This is a genomic window from Pseudomonas onubensis (assembly GCF_965653655.1).
In the GTDB taxonomy this organism is placed as follows: domain Bacteria; phylum Pseudomonadota; class Gammaproteobacteria; order Pseudomonadales; family Pseudomonadaceae; genus Aquipseudomonas.
The window spans coordinates 14,692-39,538 of the sequence record NZ_CBFHAZ010000043.1 but is presented as its reverse complement, the minus strand read 5'-3'; the positions used below and the strand labels follow the sequence as shown (position 1 = coordinate 39,538).

General features: G+C 57.5%; 27 protein-coding genes and 1 pseudogene. 9 read left to right on the top strand and 19 right to left on the bottom strand.

Features of this window, described 5'->3' with window-relative positions:
* Positions 1-73: 73 nt before the first annotated feature.
* Positions 74-484, bottom strand: a complete 411-nt coding sequence (locus tag ACTD9P_RS15865) for a hypothetical protein (RefSeq protein ID WP_438868408.1) — start codon at positions 482-484, stop codon at positions 74-76.
* Positions 485-593: 109 nt separating this feature from the next.
* On the opposite strand from ACTD9P_RS15865, the gene ACTD9P_RS15860 reads away from it, so the two are divergent.
* Positions 594-1,445, top strand: a complete 852-nt coding sequence (locus tag ACTD9P_RS15860) for an AraC family transcriptional regulator (protein WP_438868407.1) — start codon at positions 594-596, stop codon at positions 1,443-1,445.
* Here the strand turns inward: ACTD9P_RS15860 and ACTD9P_RS15855 are convergent, their stop codons facing one another.
* The 3 genes from ACTD9P_RS15855 to ACTD9P_RS15845 all read right to left on the bottom strand — a co-directional run bounded on the left by ACTD9P_RS15855 (position 1,446) and on the right by ACTD9P_RS15845 (position 3,893).
* Positions 1,446-2,072 carry a ribonuclease T2 family protein gene (locus tag ACTD9P_RS15855; RefSeq protein WP_438868406.1) on the bottom strand — a complete coding sequence of 209 codons (627 nt, stop codon included), beginning with the start codon at positions 2,070-2,072 and terminating at the stop codon, positions 1,446-1,448.
* Positions 2,073-2,245: 173 nt separating this feature from the next.
* Positions 2,246-2,875 (bottom strand): ribonuclease T2 family protein, encoded by a 630-nt coding sequence (locus tag ACTD9P_RS15850; protein ID WP_438868405.1) that lies wholly within the window; start codon positions 2,873-2,875, stop codon positions 2,246-2,248.
* Positions 2,876-2,912: 37 nt separating this feature from the next.
* A complete protein-coding gene (locus tag ACTD9P_RS15845) occupies positions 2,913-3,893 on the bottom strand; it encodes a Gfo/Idh/MocA family protein (protein ID WP_438868404.1) in 981 nt (326 codons plus the stop codon).
* A gap of 127 nt (positions 3,894-4,020) precedes the next feature.
* Between ACTD9P_RS15845 and ACTD9P_RS15840 the strand changes: the two genes are divergently transcribed.
* The gene (locus ACTD9P_RS15840; protein WP_438868403.1) at positions 4,021-4,383 is read left to right on the top strand and encodes an NUDIX hydrolase; all 363 of its coding nucleotides are present in this window, start codon (positions 4,021-4,023) and stop codon (positions 4,381-4,383) included.
* On the opposite strand, the gene ACTD9P_RS15835 is transcribed toward ACTD9P_RS15840, so the two are convergent.
* Together ACTD9P_RS15835 and ACTD9P_RS15830 are read right to left on the bottom strand one after the other, a co-directional pair.
* Positions 4,369-5,082, bottom strand: a complete 714-nt coding sequence (locus ACTD9P_RS15835; RefSeq protein ID WP_438868402.1) for a transporter substrate-binding domain-containing protein — start codon at positions 5,080-5,082, stop codon at positions 4,369-4,371. The genes ACTD9P_RS15840 and ACTD9P_RS15835 overlap by 15 nt on opposite strands.
* Positions 5,075-5,356 (bottom strand): hypothetical protein, encoded by a 282-nt coding sequence (locus tag ACTD9P_RS15830; protein ID WP_438868401.1) that lies wholly within the window; start codon positions 5,354-5,356, stop codon positions 5,075-5,077. The genes ACTD9P_RS15835 and ACTD9P_RS15830 overlap by 8 nt, the downstream gene beginning before the upstream one ends.
* 33 nt (positions 5,357-5,389) lie before the next feature.
* On the opposite strand from ACTD9P_RS15830, the gene ACTD9P_RS15825 reads away from it, so the two are divergent.
* The gene (locus tag ACTD9P_RS15825; protein WP_438868400.1) at positions 5,390-5,515 is read left to right on the top strand and encodes a hypothetical protein; all 126 of its coding nucleotides are present in this window, start codon (positions 5,390-5,392) and stop codon (positions 5,513-5,515) included.
* A 112-nt stretch (positions 5,516-5,627) separates the two neighbouring features.
* A complete protein-coding gene (locus ACTD9P_RS15820; RefSeq protein WP_438868399.1) occupies positions 5,628-6,539 on the top strand; it encodes a LysR family transcriptional regulator in 912 nt (303 codons plus the stop codon).
* Positions 6,540-6,566: 27 nt separating this feature from the next.
* On the opposite strand, the gene ACTD9P_RS15815 is transcribed toward ACTD9P_RS15820, so the two are convergent.
* Both ACTD9P_RS15815 and ACTD9P_RS15810 read right to left on the bottom strand, forming a co-directional pair.
* Positions 6,567-6,926 (bottom strand): hypothetical protein, encoded by a 360-nt coding sequence (locus ACTD9P_RS15815; RefSeq protein WP_438868398.1) that lies wholly within the window; start codon positions 6,924-6,926, stop codon positions 6,567-6,569.
* Positions 6,923-7,450 (bottom strand): hypothetical protein, encoded by a 528-nt coding sequence (locus ACTD9P_RS15810; protein WP_438868397.1) that lies wholly within the window; start codon positions 7,448-7,450, stop codon positions 6,923-6,925. The genes ACTD9P_RS15815 and ACTD9P_RS15810 overlap by 4 nt, the downstream gene beginning before the upstream one ends.
* Before the next feature lie 643 nt (positions 7,451-8,093).
* On the opposite strand from ACTD9P_RS15810, the gene ACTD9P_RS15805 reads away from it, so the two are divergent.
* Complete coding sequence (locus tag ACTD9P_RS15805) at positions 8,094-8,441, top strand: DUF6124 family protein (protein WP_438868396.1); 348 nt, start codon at positions 8,094-8,096, stop codon at positions 8,439-8,441.
* A gap of 511 nt (positions 8,442-8,952) precedes the next feature.
* On the opposite strand, the gene ACTD9P_RS15800 is transcribed toward ACTD9P_RS15805, so the two are convergent.
* Genes ACTD9P_RS15800 through ACTD9P_RS15785 form a run of 4 tightly spaced genes read right to left on the bottom strand, consistent with a single transcriptional unit; the run spans position 8,953 to position 10,795 of the window.
* The gene (locus ACTD9P_RS15800; protein ID WP_200434708.1) at positions 8,953-9,447 is read right to left on the bottom strand and encodes a periplasmic heavy metal sensor; all 495 of its coding nucleotides are present in this window, start codon (positions 9,445-9,447) and stop codon (positions 8,953-8,955) included.
* Complete coding sequence (locus ACTD9P_RS15795; protein WP_438868395.1) at positions 9,444-9,875, bottom strand: hypothetical protein; 432 nt, start codon at positions 9,873-9,875, stop codon at positions 9,444-9,446. The genes ACTD9P_RS15800 and ACTD9P_RS15795 overlap by 4 nt, the downstream gene beginning before the upstream one ends.
* A complete protein-coding gene (locus ACTD9P_RS15790; protein WP_017136880.1) occupies positions 9,872-10,450 on the bottom strand; it encodes an RNA polymerase sigma factor in 579 nt (192 codons plus the stop codon). Before ACTD9P_RS15790 ends, ACTD9P_RS15795 begins: the two co-directional genes overlap by 4 nt.
* Positions 10,451-10,483: 33 nt before the next feature.
* Positions 10,484-10,795, bottom strand: a complete 312-nt coding sequence (locus ACTD9P_RS15785) for a YXWGXW repeat-containing protein (protein WP_099547786.1) — start codon at positions 10,793-10,795, stop codon at positions 10,484-10,486.
* 217 nt (positions 10,796-11,012) lie between these two features.
* Between ACTD9P_RS15785 and ACTD9P_RS15780 the strand changes: the two genes are divergently transcribed.
* The gene (locus ACTD9P_RS15780) at positions 11,013-11,153 is read left to right on the top strand and encodes a lipoprotein (protein ID WP_438868394.1); all 141 of its coding nucleotides are present in this window, start codon (positions 11,013-11,015) and stop codon (positions 11,151-11,153) included.
* Here ACTD9P_RS15780 and ACTD9P_RS15775 read toward each other — a convergent pair.
* A pseudogene (locus tag ACTD9P_RS15775) lies at positions 11,150-11,397 on the bottom strand (DUF1652 domain-containing protein). The gene ACTD9P_RS15780 and the pseudogene ACTD9P_RS15775 overlap by 4 nt on opposite strands.
* A gap of 247 nt (positions 11,398-11,644) precedes the next feature.
* Between ACTD9P_RS15775 and ACTD9P_RS15770 the strand changes: the two are divergent.
* Positions 11,645-12,589, top strand: coding sequence for a GGDEF domain-containing protein (locus ACTD9P_RS15770; RefSeq protein WP_438868393.1), 945 nt, complete (start codon positions 11,645-11,647; stop codon positions 12,587-12,589).
* A gap of 288 nt (positions 12,590-12,877) precedes the next feature.
* Here the strand turns inward: ACTD9P_RS15770 and ACTD9P_RS15765 are convergent, their stop codons facing one another.
* The 6 genes from ACTD9P_RS15765 to ACTD9P_RS15740 form a co-directional block, all read right to left on the bottom strand.
* On the bottom strand, positions 12,878-13,138 hold the full coding sequence (locus ACTD9P_RS15765) for a hypothetical protein (RefSeq protein WP_438868392.1): 261 nt from the start codon (positions 13,136-13,138) through the stop codon (positions 12,878-12,880).
* Positions 13,139-13,141: 3 nt separating this feature from the next.
* Complete coding sequence (locus tag ACTD9P_RS15760; protein WP_438868391.1) at positions 13,142-13,588, bottom strand: GNAT family N-acetyltransferase; 447 nt, start codon at positions 13,586-13,588, stop codon at positions 13,142-13,144.
* An 83-nt stretch (positions 13,589-13,671) separates the two neighbouring features.
* Positions 13,672-14,580, bottom strand: coding sequence for a helix-turn-helix transcriptional regulator (locus tag ACTD9P_RS15755; protein ID WP_438868390.1), 909 nt, complete (start codon positions 14,578-14,580; stop codon positions 13,672-13,674).
* Positions 14,581-14,616: 36 nt separating this feature from the next.
* Complete coding sequence (locus ACTD9P_RS15750; RefSeq protein WP_438868389.1) at positions 14,617-15,312, bottom strand: fumarylacetoacetate hydrolase family protein; 696 nt, start codon at positions 15,310-15,312, stop codon at positions 14,617-14,619.
* 107 nt (positions 15,313-15,419) lie between these two features.
* Entirely contained in the window at positions 15,420-15,749 is a 330-nt protein-coding gene (locus tag ACTD9P_RS15745; protein WP_219267102.1) for a hypothetical protein, read from the bottom strand.
* 287 nt (positions 15,750-16,036) lie between these two features.
* Complete coding sequence (locus ACTD9P_RS15740; RefSeq protein WP_438868388.1) at positions 16,037-18,529, bottom strand: TonB-dependent siderophore receptor; 2,493 nt, start codon at positions 18,527-18,529, stop codon at positions 16,037-16,039.
* A gap of 255 nt (positions 18,530-18,784) precedes the next feature.
* Between ACTD9P_RS15740 and ACTD9P_RS15735 the strand changes: the two genes are divergently transcribed.
* Both ACTD9P_RS15735 and ACTD9P_RS15730 read left to right on the top strand, forming a co-directional pair.
* Positions 18,785-23,383 carry an RHS repeat-associated core domain-containing protein gene (locus ACTD9P_RS15735; RefSeq protein WP_438868387.1) on the top strand — a complete coding sequence of 1,533 codons (4,599 nt, stop codon included), beginning with the start codon at positions 18,785-18,787 and terminating at the stop codon, positions 23,381-23,383.
* Entirely contained in the window at positions 23,380-24,015 is a 636-nt protein-coding gene (locus ACTD9P_RS15730; RefSeq protein ID WP_438868386.1) for a hypothetical protein, read from the top strand. Before ACTD9P_RS15735 ends, ACTD9P_RS15730 begins: the two co-directional genes overlap by 4 nt.
* Positions 24,016-24,847: the final 832 nt, after the last annotated feature.

Genomic DNA, 24,847 nt, shown 5'->3' with positions numbered 1-24,847 from the left:
CAACCGATGATTTATTGACTGCTACACCGCTTTCGCGAGCAAGCCCGCTCCCACTTTTTTCACCCCGTGCACTTCAAAAATGCGCCACATCCGACACCTGCTCATCGAGCACATCCCGCGCCAGCGCCCAGGCGCGGTCCCTGGACTCCACCACCAGCAGCGGGTAGCCCCAAGCCTTGCCAAACATCACCGCAAACGGCTTGAGGGCCAGGCGTTGCGCGGCGCTGGGTTCCACCTGGATCATGCCTTTGACGTAGGTGCGCAGCGCCGGTTTGTTTTTCTTCATCCAGATCGAGGCGTGTTTGCGCTCTTCGTGGGAGTGTTCGTGGTTGTTTTCGTCGACAGCTTTTTCGTGCAGCAGCACAAACGCTTGCTGGCGAGCGAGCAGGTTTTCGAACACAACAAAAGCGTCCTCGGGACCGCCTTCGTTCGGGGCGTCAAACACGATTTTCACCACGGGGAAGTTTGTACTGTCGAGTCGCATGGCAAAGCTCATTAATGAGAGTGAATCTCATCATAACGCTCAGCACGCTGGACGCCATTGCACAGAATAGCCAGAATGTTTCGCAATTCGGCCAATGAGCGAATCCGATATGCAACGCCACCGCCTTGAAGAACGTGACCTTTCCCGGTCCAGGGACGCCGACCTGATCCCGCGCGCAGTGGTGGCCGTGGGCGCCACCAGCACGTCCGAGCGTTGGGAGCACACGCCGCACGCCCATCGCAAAGGCCAGTTGATGTACACGCTGCGCGGGGTGATTCATTGCCAGATCGAGACCGGCATCTGGATCGTGCCGCCCCAGTGCGCACTCTGGATTCCCGGTGGCCTGGCCCATGCCGCGCGCGGCGCCGGGGAAGCGGAGGTGTATTGCCTGCTGATCGACCCGGACGCCGCCGGCGCCTTGCCCACCCAAGGCTGCACCTTGGCGGTGTCCGGCCTGTTGCATGAGCTGATCAGCAAAGCGGTAACGTTTCCCCATTTGTACGAAGAAAACGGCGCACAGGGCCGCCTGATCAGCACATTGCTCGACGAACTGGCCCAGGCCCCCATTGAGGACCTGCACCTGCCCATGCCCCAGGACCTGCGGCTGCGGCGCCTGGCTGACAGCTTGCTGGCTGACCCCAGCGACAAGTCCACGCTCGAGCAGTGGGCACAACGCATCGGCATGAGCGAACGCAGCATGACGCGCCTGCTGTTGGAAGAGTTGGGGTTGAGTTTCGGCCGTTGGCGCCGGCAGTTGCATGTGATTTTGTCACTGCAACGCCTGGCCAAGGGTGAAAGCGTGCAACGGGTGGCGCTGGACCTGGGTTACGAGAATGCCAGCGGCTTTATCACCATGTTCCGTAAAGCCGTGGGCCAGCCGCCGGCGCGTTACCTGGCGGATCGCGCCGGCGCGTCGAGTGCAACGGCGGCTGGCGCCATCGCGTTGCACCCGGACAGTTGATCAACGCTGAACCGGAATACGGATATCGCCGCCTTTGCACGTTGTCTTCATGCTCCTGGGGCAACGGGTAAAACGTTGCTCCTTGCTCATGCACACGCGCACTTCGGACAGCACCCTGCCTTTGCAAATAACCGCCATGCCATGGTTGCCCATGGCCGGATTGCTCTGGCGGAACAGGCTCTCGATCTCTTGTGCATGCAGGTGGTTGGGCACATTGAACGGCTCAAATAGCTGCGGAATTTTTACCGACGCCAGTGCCGTATCGGTCGCATCCAGATAACCCAAGGCACCGAGCCCACTGCACGTGCCGTGTTTGGCCCACACGTGCTCGAGCAAGGCTTGCGAGGAGAAGACCAACACACCTTTAGCCAACTCAGCCGGCGACAGGCGCGATTGCGCATCACACGATTGCGGCCCACCACCTTTGGTGTACTGCGGCCAAAATCCATGCAGCAAGAAACCGTAGCCTTCCGTGCATTTCTTTTTGCCCGGGCTTATCAGGCAGTAGGTCGGCGACCATGACAACGACAACACATAAAAATCAAACTCTCCAGGCTTTCCTTGACTACTCGAATCCGCCAACACATGGGTGGTCAGCAACAGCCACAACAGCATCCAATATTTCATTTTCCCATTCCTTAAAAAGAAACAGGTATATCCCGATTAACCTGGCAAATTGGGGTAGTTTTATAACACCTTATCCAGGCTCCAATCGGTCTTAGGCGCCTCAATGGCAAGCGAAAGATGGCCGGAATGCGCCGACGCCTGCGGCCACCGCCTTGCACCCAGCCACCCCTTGATCAACGTTGCACCGGAATGCGGATATCACCATCTTTGCATTGGGTTTTAACACTGCGGGGGCAGCCGGCAAAACGCAGCTCTTTACTCAGGCATACGCGCACTTCGGACAGCACCTTGCCCTTGCAAATGACCGCCATGCCATGGTTGCCCATGGCCGGGTTGCTCTGGCGGAACAAACTTTCGATCTCGCGTGCCTGCATGTAATTGGGCACGTTGAACGGCTGCAACTGCTGCGGAATCTGCACGGCCGCCAGCGCCGTATCGCTCGCCTCCAGATAGCTCGAAGCGTCCAGCCCACTGCAGGTGCCGTGTTTGGCCCACTCGTGCTTGAGCAACGCCTGCGTCGGATAGATCAGCGCGCCCTTGGCAAGGTCCGCCGCCGACAGCCGAGATTGCGTATCGCACGATGCTGGCCAGCCGCCTTTGGCGTATTGCGGCCAAAGCCCGTGCAGCACAAAGCCATAACCTTTACCCGTGCATTGCTCGTTGCCAGGGTGCGTCAGGCAAAACGTCGGCGACCATGACAACGACAGCACATAAAAATCAAAATCCCCAGGCGTCCCCTGACTACGCGGGGCCGCCAGCACATTGGTGGCCACTAACAGCCACAACAGTATCCAATATTTCATTTGCCTAATTCCTAGAGAAAAACCAGGTATATCCCGATTAACCCGGCAAATTGGGGTTACGGAGTAACACCTTATCGAGGATCCGATCAGTCTTCAGCGCCTCGATCGCCAGTGATGGGTGCTCGGACTCGCCACGAATATGCGCATTCATGGCCAGCACGTGATGCCACTGGATATGTGCATGGCAAGGTATTTCCAGCACCTCATTCAACTCACCTTCCAGGCGTAACGGCTGGTCTTCGAATACGGCAAAGGTGATGCGGCCACGGCTGCCGATCAGCTCCACGCGATCTTCGCGCCGGTCGGCGACAAAGTTCCAGCAACCCATGCCCAGCGCGCCGTTCGCGAAGGTCCAGCACGCAGTTACCGCATCTTCCGCCGCGTAATGGCCGGCCTGTCGCGCGGTAAACCCGGTGACCTCGACAATATCGCCGGCCAGGTACTGGAACAAATCGAACCCATGGCTGGCCAGGTCGGCAAAGTAGCCGCCACCGGCAATGGTCGGGTCGGTGCGCCAGTTGGCAGCGCTGGCATCGGCGGCGGCCGGTGGCTTGCACAGGCTCCAGGTCACGTGGCGCAACTCGCCGATACGCCCTTGCTGCAGCCAATCGCGTACTTGCTGGAAACGCGGCAGCGAACGGCGATAGTAGGAAACAAACAAGTGCAGCCCGGCACGCTCGAAGGTGCGCTGCATCAAGGCGCTCTGCTCGGCATTCAGCGACATGGGCTTTTCGACGCAGCAATGCTTACCGGCCGCCGCCACCATCAGGGCATATTCGAGGTGGCTGTCGGGCGGTGTGGCAATGTACACCGCGTCCACTTCAGGGTCGTCGATCAAGGCCTGGGCGTCGGTATAAAAACGCGCGATGCCGTGGCGTGCCGCATAATCGCGCACCGCTTCTTCACGGCGCCCCATCACGGCCACCAGCGCCGAACCTGGCGCTTTGTAGAAGGCGGGTCCACTCTTGAGTTCAGTGACGCTGCCACAGCCAATCATGCCCCAACGTACGGTATTCATCAGTTGTCCTCGTCCGTTTTCATCAAGGGGGCAGTATCCACATGACCGCCCGTGCATGCCACCCTCGATCAGCATGACAATTGCATTACACTTTAATGACAGTCACTGAGCCAGGCAGGTGTAGACATTGAAAATACGTGCAACCGTTATTTGTGAACACGAGGGGCATATCCTCTTCGTGCGCAAGGCCCGCTCCAAATGGGCATTGCCGGGCGGCAAGGTCGAGCGTGACGAGCGCCCGGTCGGCGCCGCCGCACGCGAGCTGGAAGAAGAAACCGGCTTGAATGTGGATGGCTTGCTGTACTTGCAGGAGCTGAAGGCCCGCGACACCGTGCACCACGTGTTCGAGGCCTCGGTGGTGAACATCAGCGAGGCGCGCCCTTGCAACGAGATCATCGACTGCCGCTGGCACGCCTACGACGCAATGGACGAACTGGACACCACCGACGCCACCCGCCACATCGTCAAATCGTTCCTACGACGCCTGTAAGTCCGCGCTCTGCCCGCTGTCCAGCAACCCACGCTTGACCCCACCCTTGGCTTTCTGCCGTTCGACAAAGGATTTGACGAACGCGGCAGCGGCTGTGTGCGCCACTGGAACGGCCATGGCCTGGTGTATGGTCATGAAGTCATCGTCAAGCAGACGCGAGTGCGCAAACACGCGGGTTTGCAGAAAATCCCTCACCCCCGCCGCCGCATCCAGGCCCTGCTCGATAAACCAGTCCACCGCCGCCGCAGAAGTGGGCGCGCGCACCAGTTCGGCATGCTGCACGGTTCGGCTCAGGTACAGGTCGTAGGCCGCGCCCTGGCCCACCGCGATGCGCTTGCCCGGCGCGTCCAGTTGCGCCACCCGGGTCAGCGCCGAATCAGCCGCCACCAGGTACGTGCCCTTGATCGCCACATACGGTGCACTGAAGGCGATTTGCTGCTCACGCACCGGCTCGATCGCCAGGAACGCCACGCGCCACACGTCCTCGGCCAAGGCGGCAAAGACCTTGCCGGCGGCCTCGAAGGTGATCAGCTCAAGGCGGGCGCCCAGCTCTTCGGCCAGCGCGCGTGCGAGTGCCACCGACACGCCTTGCGGCTCGCCATCGGCGCCGCGTTGCGCCAGCACCGGGTTGCCAAGGTTGATAGCGGCGCGCAGCACGCCATCCGGGGCCAACTGTTGCAGTACTTGCGGGTCAATCATCGAGCGCTCCTTGACGGCTCCGTTGCACAGTCTTTCGGATCACAAACGGCAATACGCCGCCGTGCTCAAGGTACCCAAGCTCTTGCTGCGAGTCGAGGCGCAAGGCCAACAGGCTCATAGCAATACTGCCGTCGGCGCGCTCAATGCGCAGGGTGATCGGGTTGTCATCCACCGTCAGTTGCCCAAGCCCCAGGAATGTCAGGCGCTCACGCCCATCCAGCGCGAGTTCTTGCACCGAGGCGCCCTCGGCAAAGACCAGCGGCAGCACACCCATGCCAATCAGGCCGATTCGAAGCGGGTGTTTTTAATGGCTGAGAATGGGCTGGGCGTGCGGCAGTTGTCGTTCGATTTCAGCGCCGATGTGCTGACCTTTGAGTTGACCGACAGCCACGCGACTCACCGCCTGACCGTGGGCGTCGATCATTGTGTTTGAAGGCAATGGAGTGAGCGTTGCGCCCACGGTTAACGTCAACAGTGCGCAACGCGAGCAGCAAGTGCTGATCGGCGTGTTAGCCTGATCGCTTCCACCGGCTTTGGTTAGCATCATGCGCACCGATCTGAACCTGCTACGCGTCCTGCTGGCCATCCACGACTGCCGCAACGTGACTGCTGCAGCCAAACGTTTAGGTATCAGCCAACCGGCCGCCAGCGCTGCGCTGGCGCGCCTGCGCCACTCCCTCGGCGACCCGCTGTTCGTGCGCAACGGCACCACCATGGAACCTACGCCACGGGCGCGCAGCATCGTCGAACGCACCCGTGAAGTGATCGCTACCATCGACCAGGAAATCCTTCCAAACCCCACCTTCGACCCGGCGCACACCCGCGAAACCTTCACCTTCTGCACCAGCGAAATCGGCGAAATGGTCTTCCTGCCCGCCCTCTTCGACCGCCTGCGCAGCGCCGCGCCCCACGCCAGGATCCACTGCGTGAGCCTGAGCCCCAAAGACCTCCTCGACGGCCTGCGCGAAGGCCATGTCGATTGCGCCCTCGGCTACTTCCCCGACCTCGACGCGCCGAACATCTACCAGCAACGCCTGTTCTCCCACGACCTTGTCTGCCTGATCGGCCGCCACCACCGCGTCACCGGGCCACAGCTGAGCCTGGAAGAATTCTGCACTCTGGAACACGTGCAAGTGCGCGATGGCAGCCGGAGCCAGGAGATGTATGAAAGCTTTCTGGCCGAGCAAGGGATCGAACGCAACATCGTGCTGCAGATCTCGCACTACATGAGCATGCCGGCGATTATCGAACGCTCGGACCTGATTGCGGTGCTGCCACGGTCGGTGGCGCATATTTATGAGAAACACGCGGCAGTCAGGATGATTGAACCGCCGGTGGGGATACCGGCGTATAGCTTGAAGCACCATTGGCATGCGCGGAATCAGAAGGATCCGCGGCATGTGTGGTTGAGGAAGGTGGTGGTGGGGATTTTTGCCGAGGTAACAACTGCCCCCTGAAGCTAACGTCGAACCAGACATTTAATATCAAAGAAATGGGTTAGGTTCTATAAAGGCAAGAATTTCATCTAGCGCAGTGTCAACACCCATAGCCTGCCTACGTGCATTATTATAAAGTTTCCCCATCACCTCATAAGAGTCAGCTATAAAACCAGATAACTGAGCATTATTGATTTCCTCAATAACATTGCCTTCATTATTTAATATTTGTAGCTGATACTCCAGCTGCCCAAATGGGCCTTTCTCTTCAAAGGACAACCTAACAAAGTTATTCGGAAAAGCCATTTGAAACACATCAACCACCTCTGTCTCTACCCAACCAATACTTCCCTGTTCCGTTTTGGCAGCCAAAGTAGATATTAACTTAACCATTTTGGGATAACTCATAGCGACTCTCCTAGCCCAATTTGCCCTTTGACCCTGATTAAAAGCCCTTGAATTATATCTTCATGCTTCGACACTAGCCGATTCATCTTCGAGGGCAATATTTTCTCACCAGTATCAATAGCTTTTTCAATATATTTTTCCAGCATTACGAATTGCGCTATCGCACCTTGAATATCTTGCCGTTCAATATCTGTAAGCAACGGATTTGAGGATCGAATAGAAACCAGAAATTTTCGTAAGTGGGAATAGCGATCCGGCAGATATGCAAGACTGTGAGAGCGGTGCAAGCGCTTTATCTCTTCCATAATCGCCAAAGCAGTAGCGAAGTCGGCTACTGTATCTCCTCTTCGTAAATCAGCCCTCATATTCTCAACAGCCGCCATAGCCAATGCAGAAGCAGCACGTGACGTCAAAACGGTTCTAATCGTAATGCCAAACCCAACAATTGAAGCGAGCAACCCAAGCAGACTGGCATAATCTGCTAGGCGATAAGTTTGCATTAATGCATTGAAGTCCTCTAGCACATTACATCCCTTTAGAATACCTTATGAGATTTAACAATTTAAAAATTCACAAAAACCAAGTAGCTTACAACTTTATGTCAGATCACCTTGATTCATTAGAATCTAAAGGTCATTCGGATATCCCTGAGCACTATCCTGGCGCGCCCTTCAGCGCCTAAAGCTACTATTTCGCCACCGTTTCGTCTATGGGTTTACGGCTTATCTGTAAAGAATTGGGCAAGTGCTGAAGCGTTACTTATACAAGGTCGTCGGATCCGAAAATGCCTCTCTAGGCTGCCGTCCCCTCAAAAAATCACCCTACGAGGCCATAACACACAAGATATGGCCATGATGTTTCCCTTTCCCTTGCAGGACGTTTCCGAGAAAATCTCATCTACTTGCGCCTCCCCATTGAGCTAGCTAGTCTTTGCCGGTCACTGCCAATTCAGTGACCGGGTTTAGCAGCCCGCCGATGACTAGGCGCAAAGCGCCACCTTTTGCAGGGCGCTTTTTTTCGGCCCGACGCTTTATGGTGGCCGTGCGCAGGGCACCTTCGGGTGCGCCGGGTCCTAGTCTCCGGTTCTGCTAACCTGCGTTCGGCCGCCACCTTTCAATCGTTTAGCAGCGGTGGTGACGGCCTCTAACCGACTAGAGGTGCTTCACGATGGATAAGATTATTCCCGATCCGCCTTTCAATCGCTTCGACGCTTCTTCTGACCAAGCGCAAAAATACGCCGCATACAAACGCGCACTGGATCACTATCTCTCCCCTGCCCCGTCGCCCGACTCGCTCGAACCGATGGTGTTTACCGTAGAGGCCGAAACCAGCTTTGAGAGTGCATTGGCGCATACCAGCAGCCTTTTGCGTTGCGCGTCGGCTACTGCGCAAGAGGCCGGTAATCAGTTGGACGGAGCTTCGCAGGCGCTGGTGATCTCGGTGCTGCATCTGGTGGATATGGCGAGGGCGCTGGTGGATCAGGCGGTGGAATGCATGCAGCCGCTTAAAGCCTGATAGACCGAGGCGCCTGCATCGCAGGCAAGCCAGCTCCCACACTTAAACCGCGTTGCATCAGGTAGACAGGCTTTTGCCTTGCACTTGATCTGGCTTTTGCTTCAACCACTCAGGTCGGCTTTCAGGCCGCCGTGCTGTAGATCTTGATCTTGATCTGAGGCGCCCCGTTAACCACGATGGCCGAACGCAGGCTTGAATCCGTGGGTAAACCGGCAGGACGCCGGGTTAGCCGCGCTGGGCCAAGGATGGCCCATCGCGGCGGCCCACGGATTCAAGCCTTCGTTCTGGCATGCCGAGCCTAAGCGAGGCACCGAGTGGTGGGGCACAGACCTTTCGGTTACTTTTGGCTGGGCCGGCTTTCCGGGCGTTTGCCAAAAGTGACCCGCTGTAAAAGCGGAACCAATAGAAGCCGTTACCGCAGAAATGGATATGTACACCGACAAACCGCTATCGCAGGCAAGCCAGCTCCCACACTTGGACCGCATTACATCAGCTAGATGTGGGCAACCGTTCAAGAACGCGGTCTACTCCCCGCCACCTGCGGCAACTTATCGCGGTTTTTAGCCTGCCCACGCTGGTACAACGCCTCGACCAGTTTCTGCCGCTCATCCTGGGGCAAATTACTCGCGAACTGAGCCAGCGTCGAGTCCACCAACGCCCGCAGTGCGACGTCTGCCTCGCGGGCCTTGGCCAGTTCAGTCACCAGCGCATCACGATCCAGCGTCGGCGCTTCGAGCTGCTTGATCACCCCCAGGCGTGCTTCCCGGCCGGCCATGATCAAAGGCTGGCTGTCGGCACGGTTATGGCGCAACAACTGACGCAATTCCTTGCGCCGCTCCATCGGCAACTTGATCATCGCCTGGCGCAACCCATGCTGGTTAACCACCGCTTCGGCAGGCTTGGCGGTGGCCATCCAGTGATAGAGCCCACCGCCCACACCGCCGATCAAAAACACATTGAGCAATACCGAAAAGACCAACCAGGGTTTAAGAGATGTCGGGGTCATTGCTCGGTTTCCTCGGCGTTGACGGTGAAGACGACATCGGCGTCGCCCTGATCGAAGACGCTGGGCAGCACGTCGGATGACAACATCGGCAACGGCACACTCAGTGATGCCACAAGCACGCCAGCGGCAATCCCGGCAACACCCACGCCGACCAAGCCTGCGGGCGACAACCAGTTGGCATAACGTGCCCAGAACGACGGCCGTCGCGGCGCAGCGTCGCGGATCTGGCGTGCAAGCGCTGGATCATTGAAAACCAGCTGATGGCTGTCCAGCTGGGCGTCGAGCCAACTGACCTCGCGCAACGCCTCGCGGGCGCGGGGGTTGCCGCTGTCGAGCAGCGCCTGGGCAGCGGCTCGTTCGGCGCTGGGCCAGCGATGCAGGCTGGCTCCGTAGGCATCAGCCAAGTGCGCAAAGCGTTCAGGTGTCATGGTTTTCCCCTTCCTGGGCGGGCGAGCCCGGGTGTGTCGGCAAGTTGACTGCGCAACTGGCGTCGGGCCCGCGACAGCAGGCTCTCCAGTGCCTCGACGCTGATGTTCATCAGGGCCGCGGCGTCGATGTTCGACAGCTCCTGGTAGTACTGCAACACAATGGCTTCGCGCTGGCGCTCGGGCAAGGCCGCCAGGGCGGCGGCCATCCTTGCACTGCGGTCCGCCGTTTCCAACTGTTCATCCGGCGACGGTGCGCTGTCCGCCAGTTCCAACGCTTCATCCTCGTTCAACGGGCGTTCCTTGCGCCGGCGCAAGCGGTCATGGCACAGGTTGAGCGCCACGCGGTGCAGCCAGGTGTCAAAACGCGCTTCGCCGGGGCGCCAGTTGGCCGCCTGGCGCCAGATGCGCAGGAAGCTTTCCTGGGCCACGTCCTTGGCTTCGTCGGCATCCCCCAACAGCCGACCGGCAAGCGCAAGCAGGCGCGGCAGCTTGCGCGTCACCATTTCGTTGACGGCCGCAGGTTCGTTGTTGCCGATACGCGCCAGTAGCTCAACGTCCGGATCAGTGTCTTTCAATCAGGTAATACTCGGTCCGGGGGCTAAGAGGTTTCAGCGGATCCAGTGCCCTTCGCGCCAGTACCAGTTAGGGCCACGGGATTCCCAATGCCCAGGCTCCCAGCGCGCGTTACGCACCACTTCCTGCCAGTGGCCCGGCACCCAGGCATACGCGCCGCGTTCCCATTGCCAGTGGCCACGGTCCCAGACGAAGCCTGGGCGCTCAGCCGGGATCACTTCGACGCGTTCGGCCGGTGGGGCCTGGCGGATGATCACTTCGGTCTGGGCAAAGGTCGGGGTGCTGACAAGCGCGGCGAAGGCCAGCGGGACCAGCAAGGCGTAGCGCAATTTGGCCAGTGGGTTCATGGCAACTCCTTCATACGGCGGACGAAAATGTTCGCATCTGATGGGTTGAACGCTGGGCAGCGAAAAATCCGTCGCGAGAAACCTAAGTTTTTTCTCGACGCTGGAAGTATTGCTCAGGGGATGAAGACGCTGGATGAAATGTTTGAAAGTATCGCGACGGATTTGCGCCGGTGGCTGCGTTCAACACGTAACGCAGAACACACAATGAGGAAATATCATGACCCGTCGACTCTCTATGCTGGTTGCCGCCCTGTTGATTGTCAGCCTGAGCGGCTGCGTGATCCTGCCCGAACACCGGCATTGCTGCTGGCGCTACTACGGCGCCGTCGACAACTCGACCAGCAGCGTGAACAGCTAGCCTACCGCCGCAAAACCTCGGCGCCCGGCCTTTATCTCAGCGCGCAGTTCGCCAAAAGGTTTGAGATAGAACGGATGCTGTCCAAACCTTGGGGCGACACCCGCGGCAGCAGCAGGTCAACGCGACCCGAAGCCGGTTCGAACACGCTGATGCGCAGCGAGCCGTCGCTGTTGAGGCTGCAATCACAGGCCAGCGGCAGGAAGCCTGCGGCCATGATGTTGTTGAGTTCGTCGATCGCAATCATGCTGAGTCCCCCGTCCCTGGGTTCTACCCTGTGGGTGTGATGCAACCAGCATAGATAAGGTTTTGCCTGCTACTGAACAATTAATTCAAAAGTGATACCTGCGCCGCATTTTGCCCTGTAAACGCTGGTGCGCTGGCGCCAGAAACCCAGCACACGACCTCTCGTCTGCCGCTTTGGCAAGCGCTTGACTCACGCTGTGTATCAAAAGACGCTCTTGGCTTTTAGCCATCACCCCGAGCCGCCCGCCATGAGCATCGTTCCCCCGAGCCAGCCCGACAGCGACGTGTACAAAACCCTGCTGGAGTCGACCAAAGCCATCCCGTGGCGCATTGACTGGCAGAGCATGACCTTCAGCTACATCGGCCCGCAGATCGAAGCACTGCTGGGCTGGAGCCCGCAAAGCTGGGTGAGCGTGGATGACTGGGTCGAGCGCATGCACCCGGACGATCGTGAATACGTGGTGAATTTTTGCGTGTCGCAATCGCGTGCCGGCGTGGACCACGAAGCCGACTACCGCGCACTGACGGTCAACGGCGACTATGTATGGATCCGCGATGTGGTGCATGTGGTGCGCAAGGACGGCGAAGTCGAGGCCTTGATTGGCTTCATGTTCGACATCAGCGAGCGCAAGAAGACCGAAGAGCACCTGATCCGCCTGCAAAAACAATTAGAGGAATACTCCTTCCAGGACGGCCTTACCGGCATCGCCAACCGCCGCATGTTCGACACCGTGCTTGAACGCGAATGGGCCAGCGCCCTGCGCAGCCAATTGCCGTTGTCGTTGATCATTCTGGATATCGACTTTTTCAAGCAGTACAACGACCACTACGGCCATATCAAGGGCGATGAAGCTTTGCGCCAGGTGGCGCGCACCTTGTCCCAGGCGGCGAACCGGCCGCGGGATTTTATTGCGCGTATCGGCGGCGAGGAATTTGTGTGGTTGCTGCCCGAAACCGACGCAGCCTCAGCCCGGCAAGTGGCGCAACGCTGCCTGCACTTGATTTGCCAGCAGCAGATTGAACATGCTGTTTCGCCAGTCTCCAAGTTGCTGAGCCTGAGCCTGGGGGTGGGCACGCATACCGTGACGCCCAACAGCGACCTGCTGGCGTTCGTCGAATCGGTCGACAAGCTGTTGTACCAGGCCAAACGCAATGGACGCATGCGCGCAGAGTTTGCCGAGAGTGAAGTTTGACGTCGAGGTCAAATTGCGCGCAAAAAAAATCCCAAGTAGCTGATGGAAACTTGGGATTTAAAAATGCATAAACCGTGGGAGGTGAACGCCCGGCTATAGTATCGATTGTAAAAACCTGTAACAAGATTATTTTATTCCTTTCGTCGGATTAAAAGCCGCGTAAGTCATTCAATAACCACATAATTTTTAAGGTAGCCAATCCATAAAGTGCCACTTTTTGGTGCAACAAGCCTATATAACCCTTATCACTTCGTGGCTATATATCCATTATTCAAATGGGGTTATTGCCTATAACGGCGCGACACTCTCGCTGTAACGCTTTCTGAGTTGCTTACAGGCCAAAAGCGATTCAAGAGCGGTCGTCGAAGTGGCACGGGCCACACTTTCAATATGTTGGCACAGCGCCAGGCGTTCGGCGGCCTCTTCCCGTTCCAGATCGACCTGAGCATTGAAGCGCATAAACAAGACGCCCAGCAGCACCGCAGCGCACACAACCCCGATCGCCGCATAGCGAAGGCCGTTGTTGGACGGAGGTTCTGCCGGGTTCATGATTCAGGGTGCCCTACTCTTTTCATAGCGCACATCGTCGCCATCGACCCGGCCCACCTGCATCCACCCCAAACGTTGATAAAACCCGTTGGCGCGGACCTCATCGCGCCCGTCGGTGATCAGGTACAGCGTCTGGTGATGCTCAAACAGCGCGGCTTCAGCCACCGCCATCAGTTGGCGGCCCAGACCCCGGCCTTCATAGGCGGGCAGTACGAACATCGCAAATACCTCGCCGCTGTCAAAGTTGACCATCGAAAAAGCAGCCGGTTCGCCCTCCACTTCTGCCAGCCATACACACGGCGCTTCACGGATGCTGTCTGCCAGCACCTGTGGCGTAATGCCCAGACCCGCCATCTGCTCACGGCTCAAGTGGTTCTGCACCACTGCGGTGCGAATGGTGAACAACGTATCGATATCCGCCAGCGTCGCCAGCCGAATAAGGGTTTGCATAGATGCCTCCTCCGTGGATGCATGCAATTGTATGTAAATAGAAACACAGAGATTGTCGTGGATTTGTAAGAGGAGGCATTCGGTTACAAGGATTTTGCCTGTTGTTGACGCCGAAACTGCCCCGGCGCCAAACCATGAGCCTTGCGAAAACAGCGGGAGAAGTACGCCTCATCGGTAAACCCGCAACGCCGGGCCACTGCACCGATCATCTGCGCAGTGTTGAGCAGTAAGGTGCGCGCCAACTGCATGCGGCGGTCAAGCACCCATTGGGAGAAGGGTTTGCCGGTTTCTTTGCGCAGCAGATGGGTGAGGTAATTGGGTGACAGGAAGGCAGCGGCTGCCGCGTCGGTAAGATTAAGGTTCGGCTCGTGCAGATGTTCGCGGATATAACCGTGCACCCGTGCCAACGCGTCTTTGCGTCCGCGCCGGGTGGCGTTATTGGCGGCGAACGCCTGTAAGGGTTCGGCGTACTGCTGACAAACCAACCCGATCAGTTGGAACAAGTAGCCTTTCAAGCGCTCACGGGCGCCGAAGGTGCGCTGGGCGTCCAGCATGCGCATATGGCCGAGCCAGGTGTGCACTTGCTCAAAGTCCGCGTCGTCAAGGATGAAGTCCAGGTGCTCCTGAAAACGAAACGGTGACAGCTCCGGCGCCTGGCTGATGGGGATGTCTTCCAGGTCCAGCGGATCACAGGTCAACTGCGGCAGGAAGAACGCCTGGCTGAAGTTGATCAGCATGAACTCGCCGTCTTGCGGGTGCGGAATTACATGCAGGCGATGGGGCAGGATAAACGCCATGGCTTTGTGTGGGAACGGACGCAACGCGCCGCCGATATGTTGCACGGTGTCGCCGCCCAGGTTGATCTGGATCTGGAAGTATTCATGCCGATGCGGGCTGGTCAGCGCCGCCCGCCCGCGCTTGTCGCGGATATAGAAGTCGGGGCGGTCGCTGCGTTGTTCCATGCCATAGGTGGTGACGCGGGTGCCTGGCATAACAGTCTCTCGAATGGCCTGGGCACCACTTTAGCCTCAACCCTGGCTCAGGGTGAAACTCAACTCGCCGATGCCCTCGATGCCAGCGGTAACCGAATCCCCACGCTGCAACGCGCCGACGCCTGCCGGGGTGCCGGTAAAGATCAGGTCACCGGCCTTGAGCGCCACGGATTTTGAGGCGTAGCTGATGATTTCGCTCACCGACCAGATCAGGTCGGCCAGGTCGCCGACCTGGCGCTGCTCATCATTGACCTTGAGCCAGATCTTGCCGCTGGCCGGATGACCGATGACGCTCGCAGGTTGCAAGGCGGTGCTGGGCGCCGACTCATCGAACGACTTGCCCCAATCCCACGGGCGTGCGAGTTTTTTCGCCTCGGCCTGCAGGTCGCGACGGGTCAAGTCGATGCCGACGCCATATCCCCATATGTGAGACAACGCGTCTTCTGGGCTGATATCCACCCCACCCTTGCCGATGGCCACCACCAACTCCACCTCATGATGCAGGTCGGCGGTCAGTGGTGGATAAGCGATCACGCCTTCGGCCGGCACTACCGCATCCGCCGGTTTCATGAAGAAAAATGGCGGTTCGCGATCCGGGTCATGCCCCATTTCGCGGGCGTGTTCACTGTAGTTGCGGCCCACGCAGAACACGCGACGCAGCGGGAAGCGTGCGTCGCTGCCCTGTACGGCCAGGGATGGGGTTGGCGCGGGGGTGAATACGTAATCAGTCATGGCCTGTGCCTCTTGGTTTACCTGGCGCCAGTATGGCCAGCAGCGCCAAGGCAAAGTTGGACAGGCTTACGCAGATTTTGCACTGACCGGTGCAAAACAGCCCTGGATCATTTACGCGCGACTTTGTAGCGCAGGCAATCCTGGTAAAAACTCTGGCGGATCACCTCGGGCTTGAGCCGTGAGCGGCTGTCGTAGGTCTGCTCGGTGATGCCCATGGCCATCATGCGCATCCACGACTTGCTGAACTTGATGGTCTGGATCTTCTGCCGCGCGGCATACAGCGACACGCCCGACAGCTTGAGTTCCTGAGCCCTGGCGGCGGTGCCGGCGCCCCAACTGCACATGTACTTGTCGCCCTCGCGCAACTCTCGTGCCTGCACGGTAGCCGCGCCGCCAGCCAGGGAACAGGCGATCAGCATCATTCCAACAGTGCGCATTTGCATCCCCACCTAACCACCTGAAAATAAAAGTGATTTTGGCGGGGATTTTGTTACAAAGGGGCCATTAAATTGCCTTCCTGGATAAACATTTACTTAGTAGATGTTGGCAAAAACCCTGTGGCGAGCGACTGTGGCGAGCGAGCTTGCTCGCGCTGGGGCGCACAGCGGCCCCTCGACAGGACGGCCGTGTACATCAGGTGTACCCAAGTGTCAGGTTTTGGGGCTGCTGCGCAGCCCAGCGCGAGCAAGCTCGCTCGCCACAAAAAAACTGATGACCATAGAGATTACCACTGGTAGGTGGCGCTCGCCTGCACGGTGCGCTGCGAGCCATACCAGCACCACGAATAGGAGTAGCACGAGGCCACGTATTCCTTGTTCGCCAGGTTGGTGGCGTTCAGAGCCAGGCGCAGGTTGTCGTTGGGGTTGGCGATATTCGGGATGTCGTAGTGCAGCGCCGCATCCATCAAGGTGTAGCCCGGCACTTTCAGGGTGTTGGCGGTATCGCCCCAGGACGACCCCACATACCGTGCGCCGGCACCCACGCCGAAGCCCTTGAGCCGACCATCGTGGAAGGTGTAGTCGGCCCACGCCGAGGCCGTATGGCGTGGCACGCCGTAGGTGGTGGTGCCCTCAACGGGAACCGCCGGCCCGGTGCCGATATCGCTGACCGGCGCGTAGCGAACGGTGCTGTTGGATTTGCTCGCGCGGTTGTCCAGGTACGCATAAGCCGCAGTAATGTCCAGGTTGTCGTTGAGGCTGGCCTTGCCTTCCAGTTCAAAGCCACGGGACTGTTGCTCGCCGTCCTGGATCTGGCAGCGGCCACTGCCACACAGGTGCGTCGGATCCGGGTCCATGGTCGGCACGTTGGATTGGCGCAGGTCGAAAATTGCCGCTGTGATAAAGCTGTTGCTGCCCGGCGGCTGGTACTTGATGCCGACTTCGTACTGTTTGCCTTCAGTGGGCTTGAACACCGACCCGCCGTAACCGGTGCCCGATTGCGGGTTGAACGACTCCGCATAACTGGCATACGGCGCCAGGCCGTTATCGAACAAGTAAACCAGGCCGACGCGCCCGCTGAACGCCTTGCTGTCCAGCGACGACTTGCTCTTGGCGCCGGAGCTGATGGTTTTGGTGGTGCTGTCGGTGCTGGCCCAGTCATAACGGCCGCCCAGCAACAGCACCCATTGGTCCCACTTCATTTGCTCTTGCAGGTACACGCCGGTCTGCTCGCTGCGCGCGGTGGCATCGGTGATGAACGCGGGCGTGGTGACCGGCGCGCCGTAGACCGGGTCGAAGATATCCAGGTTCGGGCCACTGCCATAACCGGTTTTGGTGTCGGTGCGGGTGTTCTGGTAATCGAGCCCCATCAACAGCGTGTGCTGCAACGGCCCGGTGTCGAATTTGGCCTGCACCTGGTTATCGAGGGTGTAAGCGTCCATGTCCACATCGGCAGCGATGGTCGAGCGCTTGGAGGTGCGGTAATCACCCATCAGGTAGCTGTTGTAGATGCTGCGATAGACGCCCTCGGCCCGCAGGTAGCGGGCGTTCTGGCGCACCGTCCACACGTCGTTGAAGTGATGTTCAAAGGCATAGCCGAGGGAGTAATGCTCGCGGTCGCTTTTCTCGAAGTTCTTTTCACCGTCGTAAAAATCCACATCGATCTTGCGTCCGGTAGGGCTGCGCAGCACCGAGCCCCAGGCCGGCACCGACCCGTACGACGCGCCCGTCGGGTCTTTCTGCAAATGCCCGAGCAACGTCAACGAAGTAGCATCGTCCGGGCGCCAGGTGAAGGCGCTGGACAGCGACTGGCGGCGAGTCTCGGTGTGTTCGACCTGGCCATCGGCATCATCGAACAACCCGGCCACGCGGTAGGCATACACACCTTGATCATCAAGCGGGCCGCTCAGATCGAAGGTGGTGCGCTTCTTGTTGAAGGTGCCGTACTCCACGCCGACTTCATGAAACGGCGTGTCCAACGGGCGTTTGGTGACCATGTTGATCACCCCGCTTGGCGTGCCCTGCCCGTACAGCACCGAGGCCGGGCCGCGCAGCACTTCGACGCGCTCCAGGTCGAAGGCGTCTTTCTGTGGCAAGGCATCCCGGCTGGACGGCATGCGCAGGCCATCCAGATAAGTAGCCGGGGCGAAACCACGAATGGTCAGCTGATCAAGACGCGAGGCCGTAGCCCCACGGGTTTCAGGCACCACAGCAGCGCTATAGCGCAGGATCTGGTTGAGGCTTTCGGCGTTTTGCGCACGCATCTGATCCTTGGTGACCACCGAAATCGACTGCGGCGTCTCGATCAGCGCGGTATCGGTCTTGGTGCCCGACAGGCTGCGGGTGGCGACATAACCCGCCACCGGCCCGGTGGGGCTTTCGCTCTGGTAGGCGCCGCTGATGGTGGTGGCCTGCAACTGCATGGCGCCGCCATCGTCCGGGAGCGCTTCGAGGCGATAGCGCTCGGCGGAGATCTTCAAGGCCTGCAAGCCACTGCCCGCGAGCAATTGCGCAAGTGCCACGTCAGTGTCGTATTGCCCGCTCACACCGTTGCTGTGCTTGCCGCGCGTCAAGCCTGCATCAAATGCCAGTACCAGCCCGGCCTGCTCGGCGAGGCTATTGAGGGATTGGCTCAAATCACCGGCAGGAATCGAAAAACGGCGCAACGCACTGCCGGTTTCTTCGGCAAAGGATGGCTGGACGGCAAATAACGGCACAGCGGCAAAAGCCATCGCCACTGACAGGGCCAGTGGGTGCAAGGGACGAGCAAGGCGCGACATGGGAAATCCTGCGTAATGGAGGTTCTATTAACCATGACGGCCATGTCGCGGAATCGGGCAAGGATGAGAGTCATTTTTATTTGAGTTGTTTTATTGCAATGAGCCAGATCGCTTTTTTGCGTAGTCCTTCAGGATAGTTTTTCGCGTTTTTTACCCGTCCTGCGTCATCCCATTCTGATTTTTCCAACCATTCGTCCAGCGGCTTTTTCCTGCAGCAGACTCCGACGCCTTGCCATTTTTGCCGAGACGTCACGGATGACCAACGCCGCCCACATCGCCTTTATCGAACATGAACTGAATGGCTTTCATCAGAGCCTGGCGGAATATCGCCAGCAGATGGGCGCCTGGTATGCGCGGGCGCTGGATACGCTCAGCCATGCTGCGGACATGCCGTCGCTGCTGGGGATGGACCGCGTGCTGCGGGTTGGTGATGCGCAGCAGAGCGTCAGTATTTCCGACATGGGCTTTTCCACCGTAGCCCTGTGCCCGGTAGGCGGCGAGCTGAAAATCCAGAGCCTGTTCGAGTCGGTGTATGACGTGCCGATCGGCGATATCCCCGTTGAGGTCATCCGGCTGGATGACGGCAGTTCCACGCTTGTCATGCTCGATGAGCATGGCAAAGGTTCGCATTTTTGCGCCGCTGGCGGGCGCTATCAGGTGCGGGTGCAGGGCGGCGTTTCTGCGCAGCAAGTGGACGCGCTGTTTGCCTCTTACGCCGGGCTGACGGCCGACCTGGAGCACTGGCTGCGCGAGCAGTGGAAGGATTTCAAACCCTATTGGCAGCAATCGACCGCCAGCGCGATTGGCAGCGGCGTGCTGGCGGGCAGTTGGGCGGCAATCCGCGATGTATGGGACAGCATCAAGCTGGTTCAGGCGATTCTTGAAGACCCGCTGAAATTCGCTGAGCAACTCGGCGCCGAGGCCACCAAGTTGGCGCAGTTGGCTACCGATACGCCCAAGGTTATGGAACAGGCCATGTTACTGGCCAGCGACGAGGCTGCGCTGTACCTGATCCTGCGTACCGCGATGCTCTGGCTGGATGCGTTACCACCCGGAGAAATCGCGGAGACCGCGGCAGGGTTTGTAGTGTCGCTGCTGATTGATCTGGTGATCGGCGCGGTACTGACCATCGCGTTACCGGCAGCGGGCGTGGCTTATCTCGGTTTGCGGCTGGTCAAGTACGGCGCGCGGGTTTTGGATGCCGCTGAGGGTTTTGTCAGGAGCCTGCTCGGGATTCTGACCAAATTCATGCAGGTGGTGGACCGTTACAAGGCGGTGGCAGTTCGCGGTGTGGTTGGCGGGTTGAAGCAAGGCACGCTGCAAATGCGTTGGCGGGCGCGGCAGAACGCGGTGCTGAAACAAAAAGAACACGTTGATGATGCGCCTGCGTCGGGCAAAAACCTCAATGGCGATGCCGCGGCACCTGCGGACAAAACCGTTACCAACGGTTGCCCGGTGTCGATGGTCACCGGCGAGGAATTGCTGACACTCACCGATGGCACGTTGGATGGGATTTTGCCCTTCGAGTGGACGCGGTTGTATCGCACCAGTGCGGTGGAAGTGGATGGCGGGTTGGGGTTTGGCTGGAGCCATTCGCTGGCGCAGCGGCTTTCTGTTTCGGGTGATTCGGTGGTGTGGACCGATCATGAGAATCGCCGTACCGAGTTTGTGCTGCCTACTGCTGCTCGACCGGCGATTACCAATAGCTTGGCCGAAGCGGCGATCTACTTGGGCGACTTGCCCGATGAACTGGTGCTGGCCCAGGCGTCGCGGTTTTATCACTTCCACGATGGCGTGCTGGTTGCCATCAGCGATGCGTATGACAACCGGCTGCGAGTTTTTCACGATCGTTTGGGGCGGGTTGAGCGGCTGGATAACGGTGTGGGGCGCTCGCTGTTTCTGCGTTATGAGCTGGGCCGCATTGTGGCGGTGGACTATCAGGTTCATCGCGCCAAAGGGCATGAACCCTTCGAATGGGTGACGGAGCAGAGCGTTGTTTCCTACGCCTATGACGATCTTGGCCGACTGGTTTCTGCGACCAATGCTGTAGGTGAAACCGAGGTTTATCGCTACGACGAACAGCACGTCATTCTTGAGCGCGGGCTGGCCGGTGGCGCGAGTTTCTTTTGGGAATGGGAACGGGCTGGTAAGGCAGCGCGGTGTGTTCGGCATTGGGCCAGCTTTTCGCAGATGGATACGCGGTATGCCTGGGGGGATGACGGCCGTGTCACGGTGCATAACGCTGATGGCAGCCGGGAAGTGTATGTCCATGATGATCGTGCGCGGTTGGTGCAAAGGATTGATCCTGACGGTGCTGAACACTTCAAATCCTATGACGACAAGGGCCGGCTGACGGTCGAGCAGGATCCGCTTGGGGCGGTGACGGGGTATCAGTACGACGAAGCCGGACGCTTGGTGGCGCTGTTTCCGGGGGACGATGAGCCGACGTCCTACGAGCATGACAACGGGTTCGTGCGGGTCGTAAGGCGTGGGCTCGCCGTCTGGAAATATGAGCGCAATGATCAGGGCGATGTCATTCGCAAGACCGATCCTGACGGCAATATCACGGACTACAGCTACAACAAATATGGCCAACTCACAGGGGTTTGGTTTCCCGATAACAGTTGCCATCGGCTGGTCTGGAATGAGCAGGGGCAGTTGCTTGAGGAGCTGCTGCCCAATGGGGGTATCAAGCGTTATCGCTATGACGATCTTGGTCGTCAGATCACCCGTGAAGATGAACTCAGCAAGCTCACACAGTACCAATGGGACGCTGCCGGGCGCCTGCGAAAACTAACCCTTCCAGGCGGCGCAACACGCGAATACAGCTACAACGCCTACGGAAAAATCACCGCCGAACACGACGAACTCGGCCACGTCACCCGTTACGAATATGCCGACGGCCTGCACCTGATCAGCCGCCGTATCAACGCCGATGGCAGCCAGGTCAAGTACCGCTACGACAATGCGCGCCTGCTGCTGACTTCAATCGAAAACGAGGCAGGCGAAACCTACCGGCTCGATTACCACCCCAACGGCCTGATCCAGCAGGAAATCGGCTTTGACGGTCAGCGCACGGCCTATGTGTATGACCTCAACGGCAATCTGGCGGAAAAAACCGAACACGGCGACGACGGCAGTCAGCTCGTTACCCGCTACAAGCGAGACCACGCCGGTCGCCTCGTAAGAAAAACCCTGCCAGACGGCAATATTGTCGACTATGCCTACGACCGCCAAGGCAACCTCCTCAGCGTCGACGACGGCCACTGGGCGCTGGCCTACGAGTACGACCCACAAAACCGCCTCACCGCCGAACACCAAGGCTGGGGCACCTTGCGCTACGGCTACGACGCCTGCGGGCAGCTGAAAAACCTGCGCCTGCCGGACAACAACCGCCTCACCTTCAACCACGACAAAGGCGGCCACCTTTCCACCGTCGAGCTGAACGGCGAAACCCTCACCTCCCACCTGTTCAAAACCGGCCGCGAACACCAACGCCAACAAGGCCAGCTCCTCAGCCACTACCACTACGACGACCAGAACCGCCTGCGCGCCCACGCCGTCAGCCAACAGCAGCACACGCTTTATCAACGCCAATACGACTACGACAATAGCGGCAACCTCACCCGCCTGCTCGACACCCGCAAAGGCGAACACCACTACCAGTACGACCCCCTCGCCCGCCTGACCCGCGCCGACCACTCGCAAGACGTACAGGAACGCTTCGGCCACGACCCGGCCGGCAACCTGCTGATGCAAGACCGCCCCGGCCCGGACATCGTGGCGGGGAATCGGTTGATGATTCAGGGCGATCATCACTACGACTACGACGCCTTCGGCAATTTGATCCGTCAGCGGCGTGGCAAGGGCCATCAGCTGGTTACTGAGTACCGCTACGACTGCCAGCATCGGTTGATTGGGATCACACAACCGAACGGGCAAACCGCCAGCTATCGCTATGACCCATTTGGTCGGCGGATCAGCAAGACGGTGGACGGGAAAACCACGGAGTTTTTCTGGCAAGGCGACAAGCTGGTAGCTGAACACCATGCGGACTGCCACCGCAGCTACCTCTACGAGCCAGACAGTTTTCGGCCGTTGGCACTGCTGGAAGGCTTTGGGCCTGAAGACACCAAACCCTTCCACTACCAACTCGACCACCTCGGCACCCCGCAGGAACTGACAAATCCCGAAGGCGAAATCGTCTGGTCCGCGCACTACCGCGCCTACGGCGAAATCGCCCGCCTAGACGTCGGAAAAATCGACAACCCGCTGCGCTTCCAGGGCCAATATTTCGATGCGGAAAGCGGGCTGCACTACAACCGCCATCGCTACTACAATCCAGATATTGGCCGTTACCTGACGCCGGACCCGGTGAAGCTGGCGGGTGGGATTAATGCTTACCGGTATGTGCTTAACCCTACGGGGTGGGTGGATCCGCTAGGCTTAAGCACGTGCCCTGGCGGGGATGGATGTAAACCGACACACGTCGCTGATGATCCCGGTAAATATGCCAAGGTACGCGAAGGAGATACGGAACTCCCTAAAGGAGCCTACAGTGAACTATCTAGAAATGGCGCATTTAAAAGGGCCAAGGCAATAGGGGGCGTTCCACAAACGCAACACCCCACGCTAGTACGTAAAGTTAAGATTACAGACCAATACCAACACACAGAGGGCAGAGTGTATATATTTGAACTACAGGAACGCCAAATAGAAATCAGGGAGCACTCACTTGGCCATAAAAAAGGCAACCTTGGCCCGCATTTCAATACGGAGGCTAGTATTGATGGAAAGTCAACATCCTTAAAAAATCACGTAGACAATCACTCATACTTTAAAGGAAATAAATGAAATCAGTATTCATAAGAGAAATAGGCATACATCCTTGGGAGCAATTGCAGCCTATTCATGACAAAAACTATATAACGGTTACAATGCTTAACCAAAAGTATACCGATGTCTGGGAAACCTGGTGCGAGTTCGCCTCGATACTTACACTAAGATGGCCAAAAATCGTACAATGGCACACAAAACTGTTACCTTTCCATAGCAAAAGCCAAGAATATATTTCACAAAAAACCTTTCACAAAAACTCGAAGCCAGGTGACATCTTAAGAAAAAACGAATCAACCAAAATCTACTCACAGATAATTAACTTAGATTTTGACTCGCTTCGAAACCCCCCTAACAGCATGACATCCCATCGAACGTCTATAATAATTATGCAGAACAACAACGATAACAACCTTGACCCCTTATGGCATAAACTAAGCAACCTCGCTGAAATTTCTAAAACTGATGATTTCAAAATAATACTTACTGATGAGGAATCTATTACCTTTAGCTTCTATGAAGCAGAAACATATGGCGTTGCGCAGCTGATTTGCCACTCAAAACACTTACCGTACTTAAACGAAAGCATTAATAAAATCAACCTAGAAGAAATTCAGAAAAAAGATATATACGCATACATCCACAGGTAACGCGTAGAGGGCAGAACATAAAGTGAATATAATGAAGCTCATTTGCACACCATTGGCTCTGGAAGCAGTGAATTTTTTAGACACGGTGATTACCCAGATTCATTATTGGAAAGCATTTCATTGACGAACTGAGAATACCAGCAGCTTTGGAAATAAGAAATTACAGATAAGATTTACGAAGATCTAGGAAAAATGATCGACGACTATGAATTCGAAAGCATTAACCCTCATGAATATCTTAAAAATTTCTGCACATACTAAAACATAATTCCATAGCCGAAAACTAAGAGCTATCATGCAAAACAATTCAACCAAACAAGCTGGCGACTGACAAGAACACAGGACTGCATTTCGCATTTTGCTCATAAAAATCATGAGCCCTGTCAATCACAATTTAAAATATTCAAAAAATAATTTGTACACCTCTCCCACTTTTCAACTGAAAAGAGACACCGGACCGCAGGGCAAAGTGCACATAGAGCGACATTTTCACCAATTTAAAGGTTTGAAAAAGGAGCTATTTTGACGAAGAAATAAAGCAACACACAGCTCTTTTTTTTATCTGAAATAGAGCAAGACGTTATCGTCGATAAAATAAATAGTAAACTCCCTTTTTCTGGAAATCGGATCGAATGGAGCTCGTTAAAAAACAGTGTCCACCTAGGCACAGCCATATCACAAACAGCGCTAATATCTCTTGCGGAAAAAATTAAACTTGCAACCAAAGAACGTGTCATTATAGTCGGAGATTCCACTGACAACTCTTACTCAGTAAGCGTTGAAAACTTCCTTTTGGCATTACAAATATTCTCCACAATCCCACAACACACAT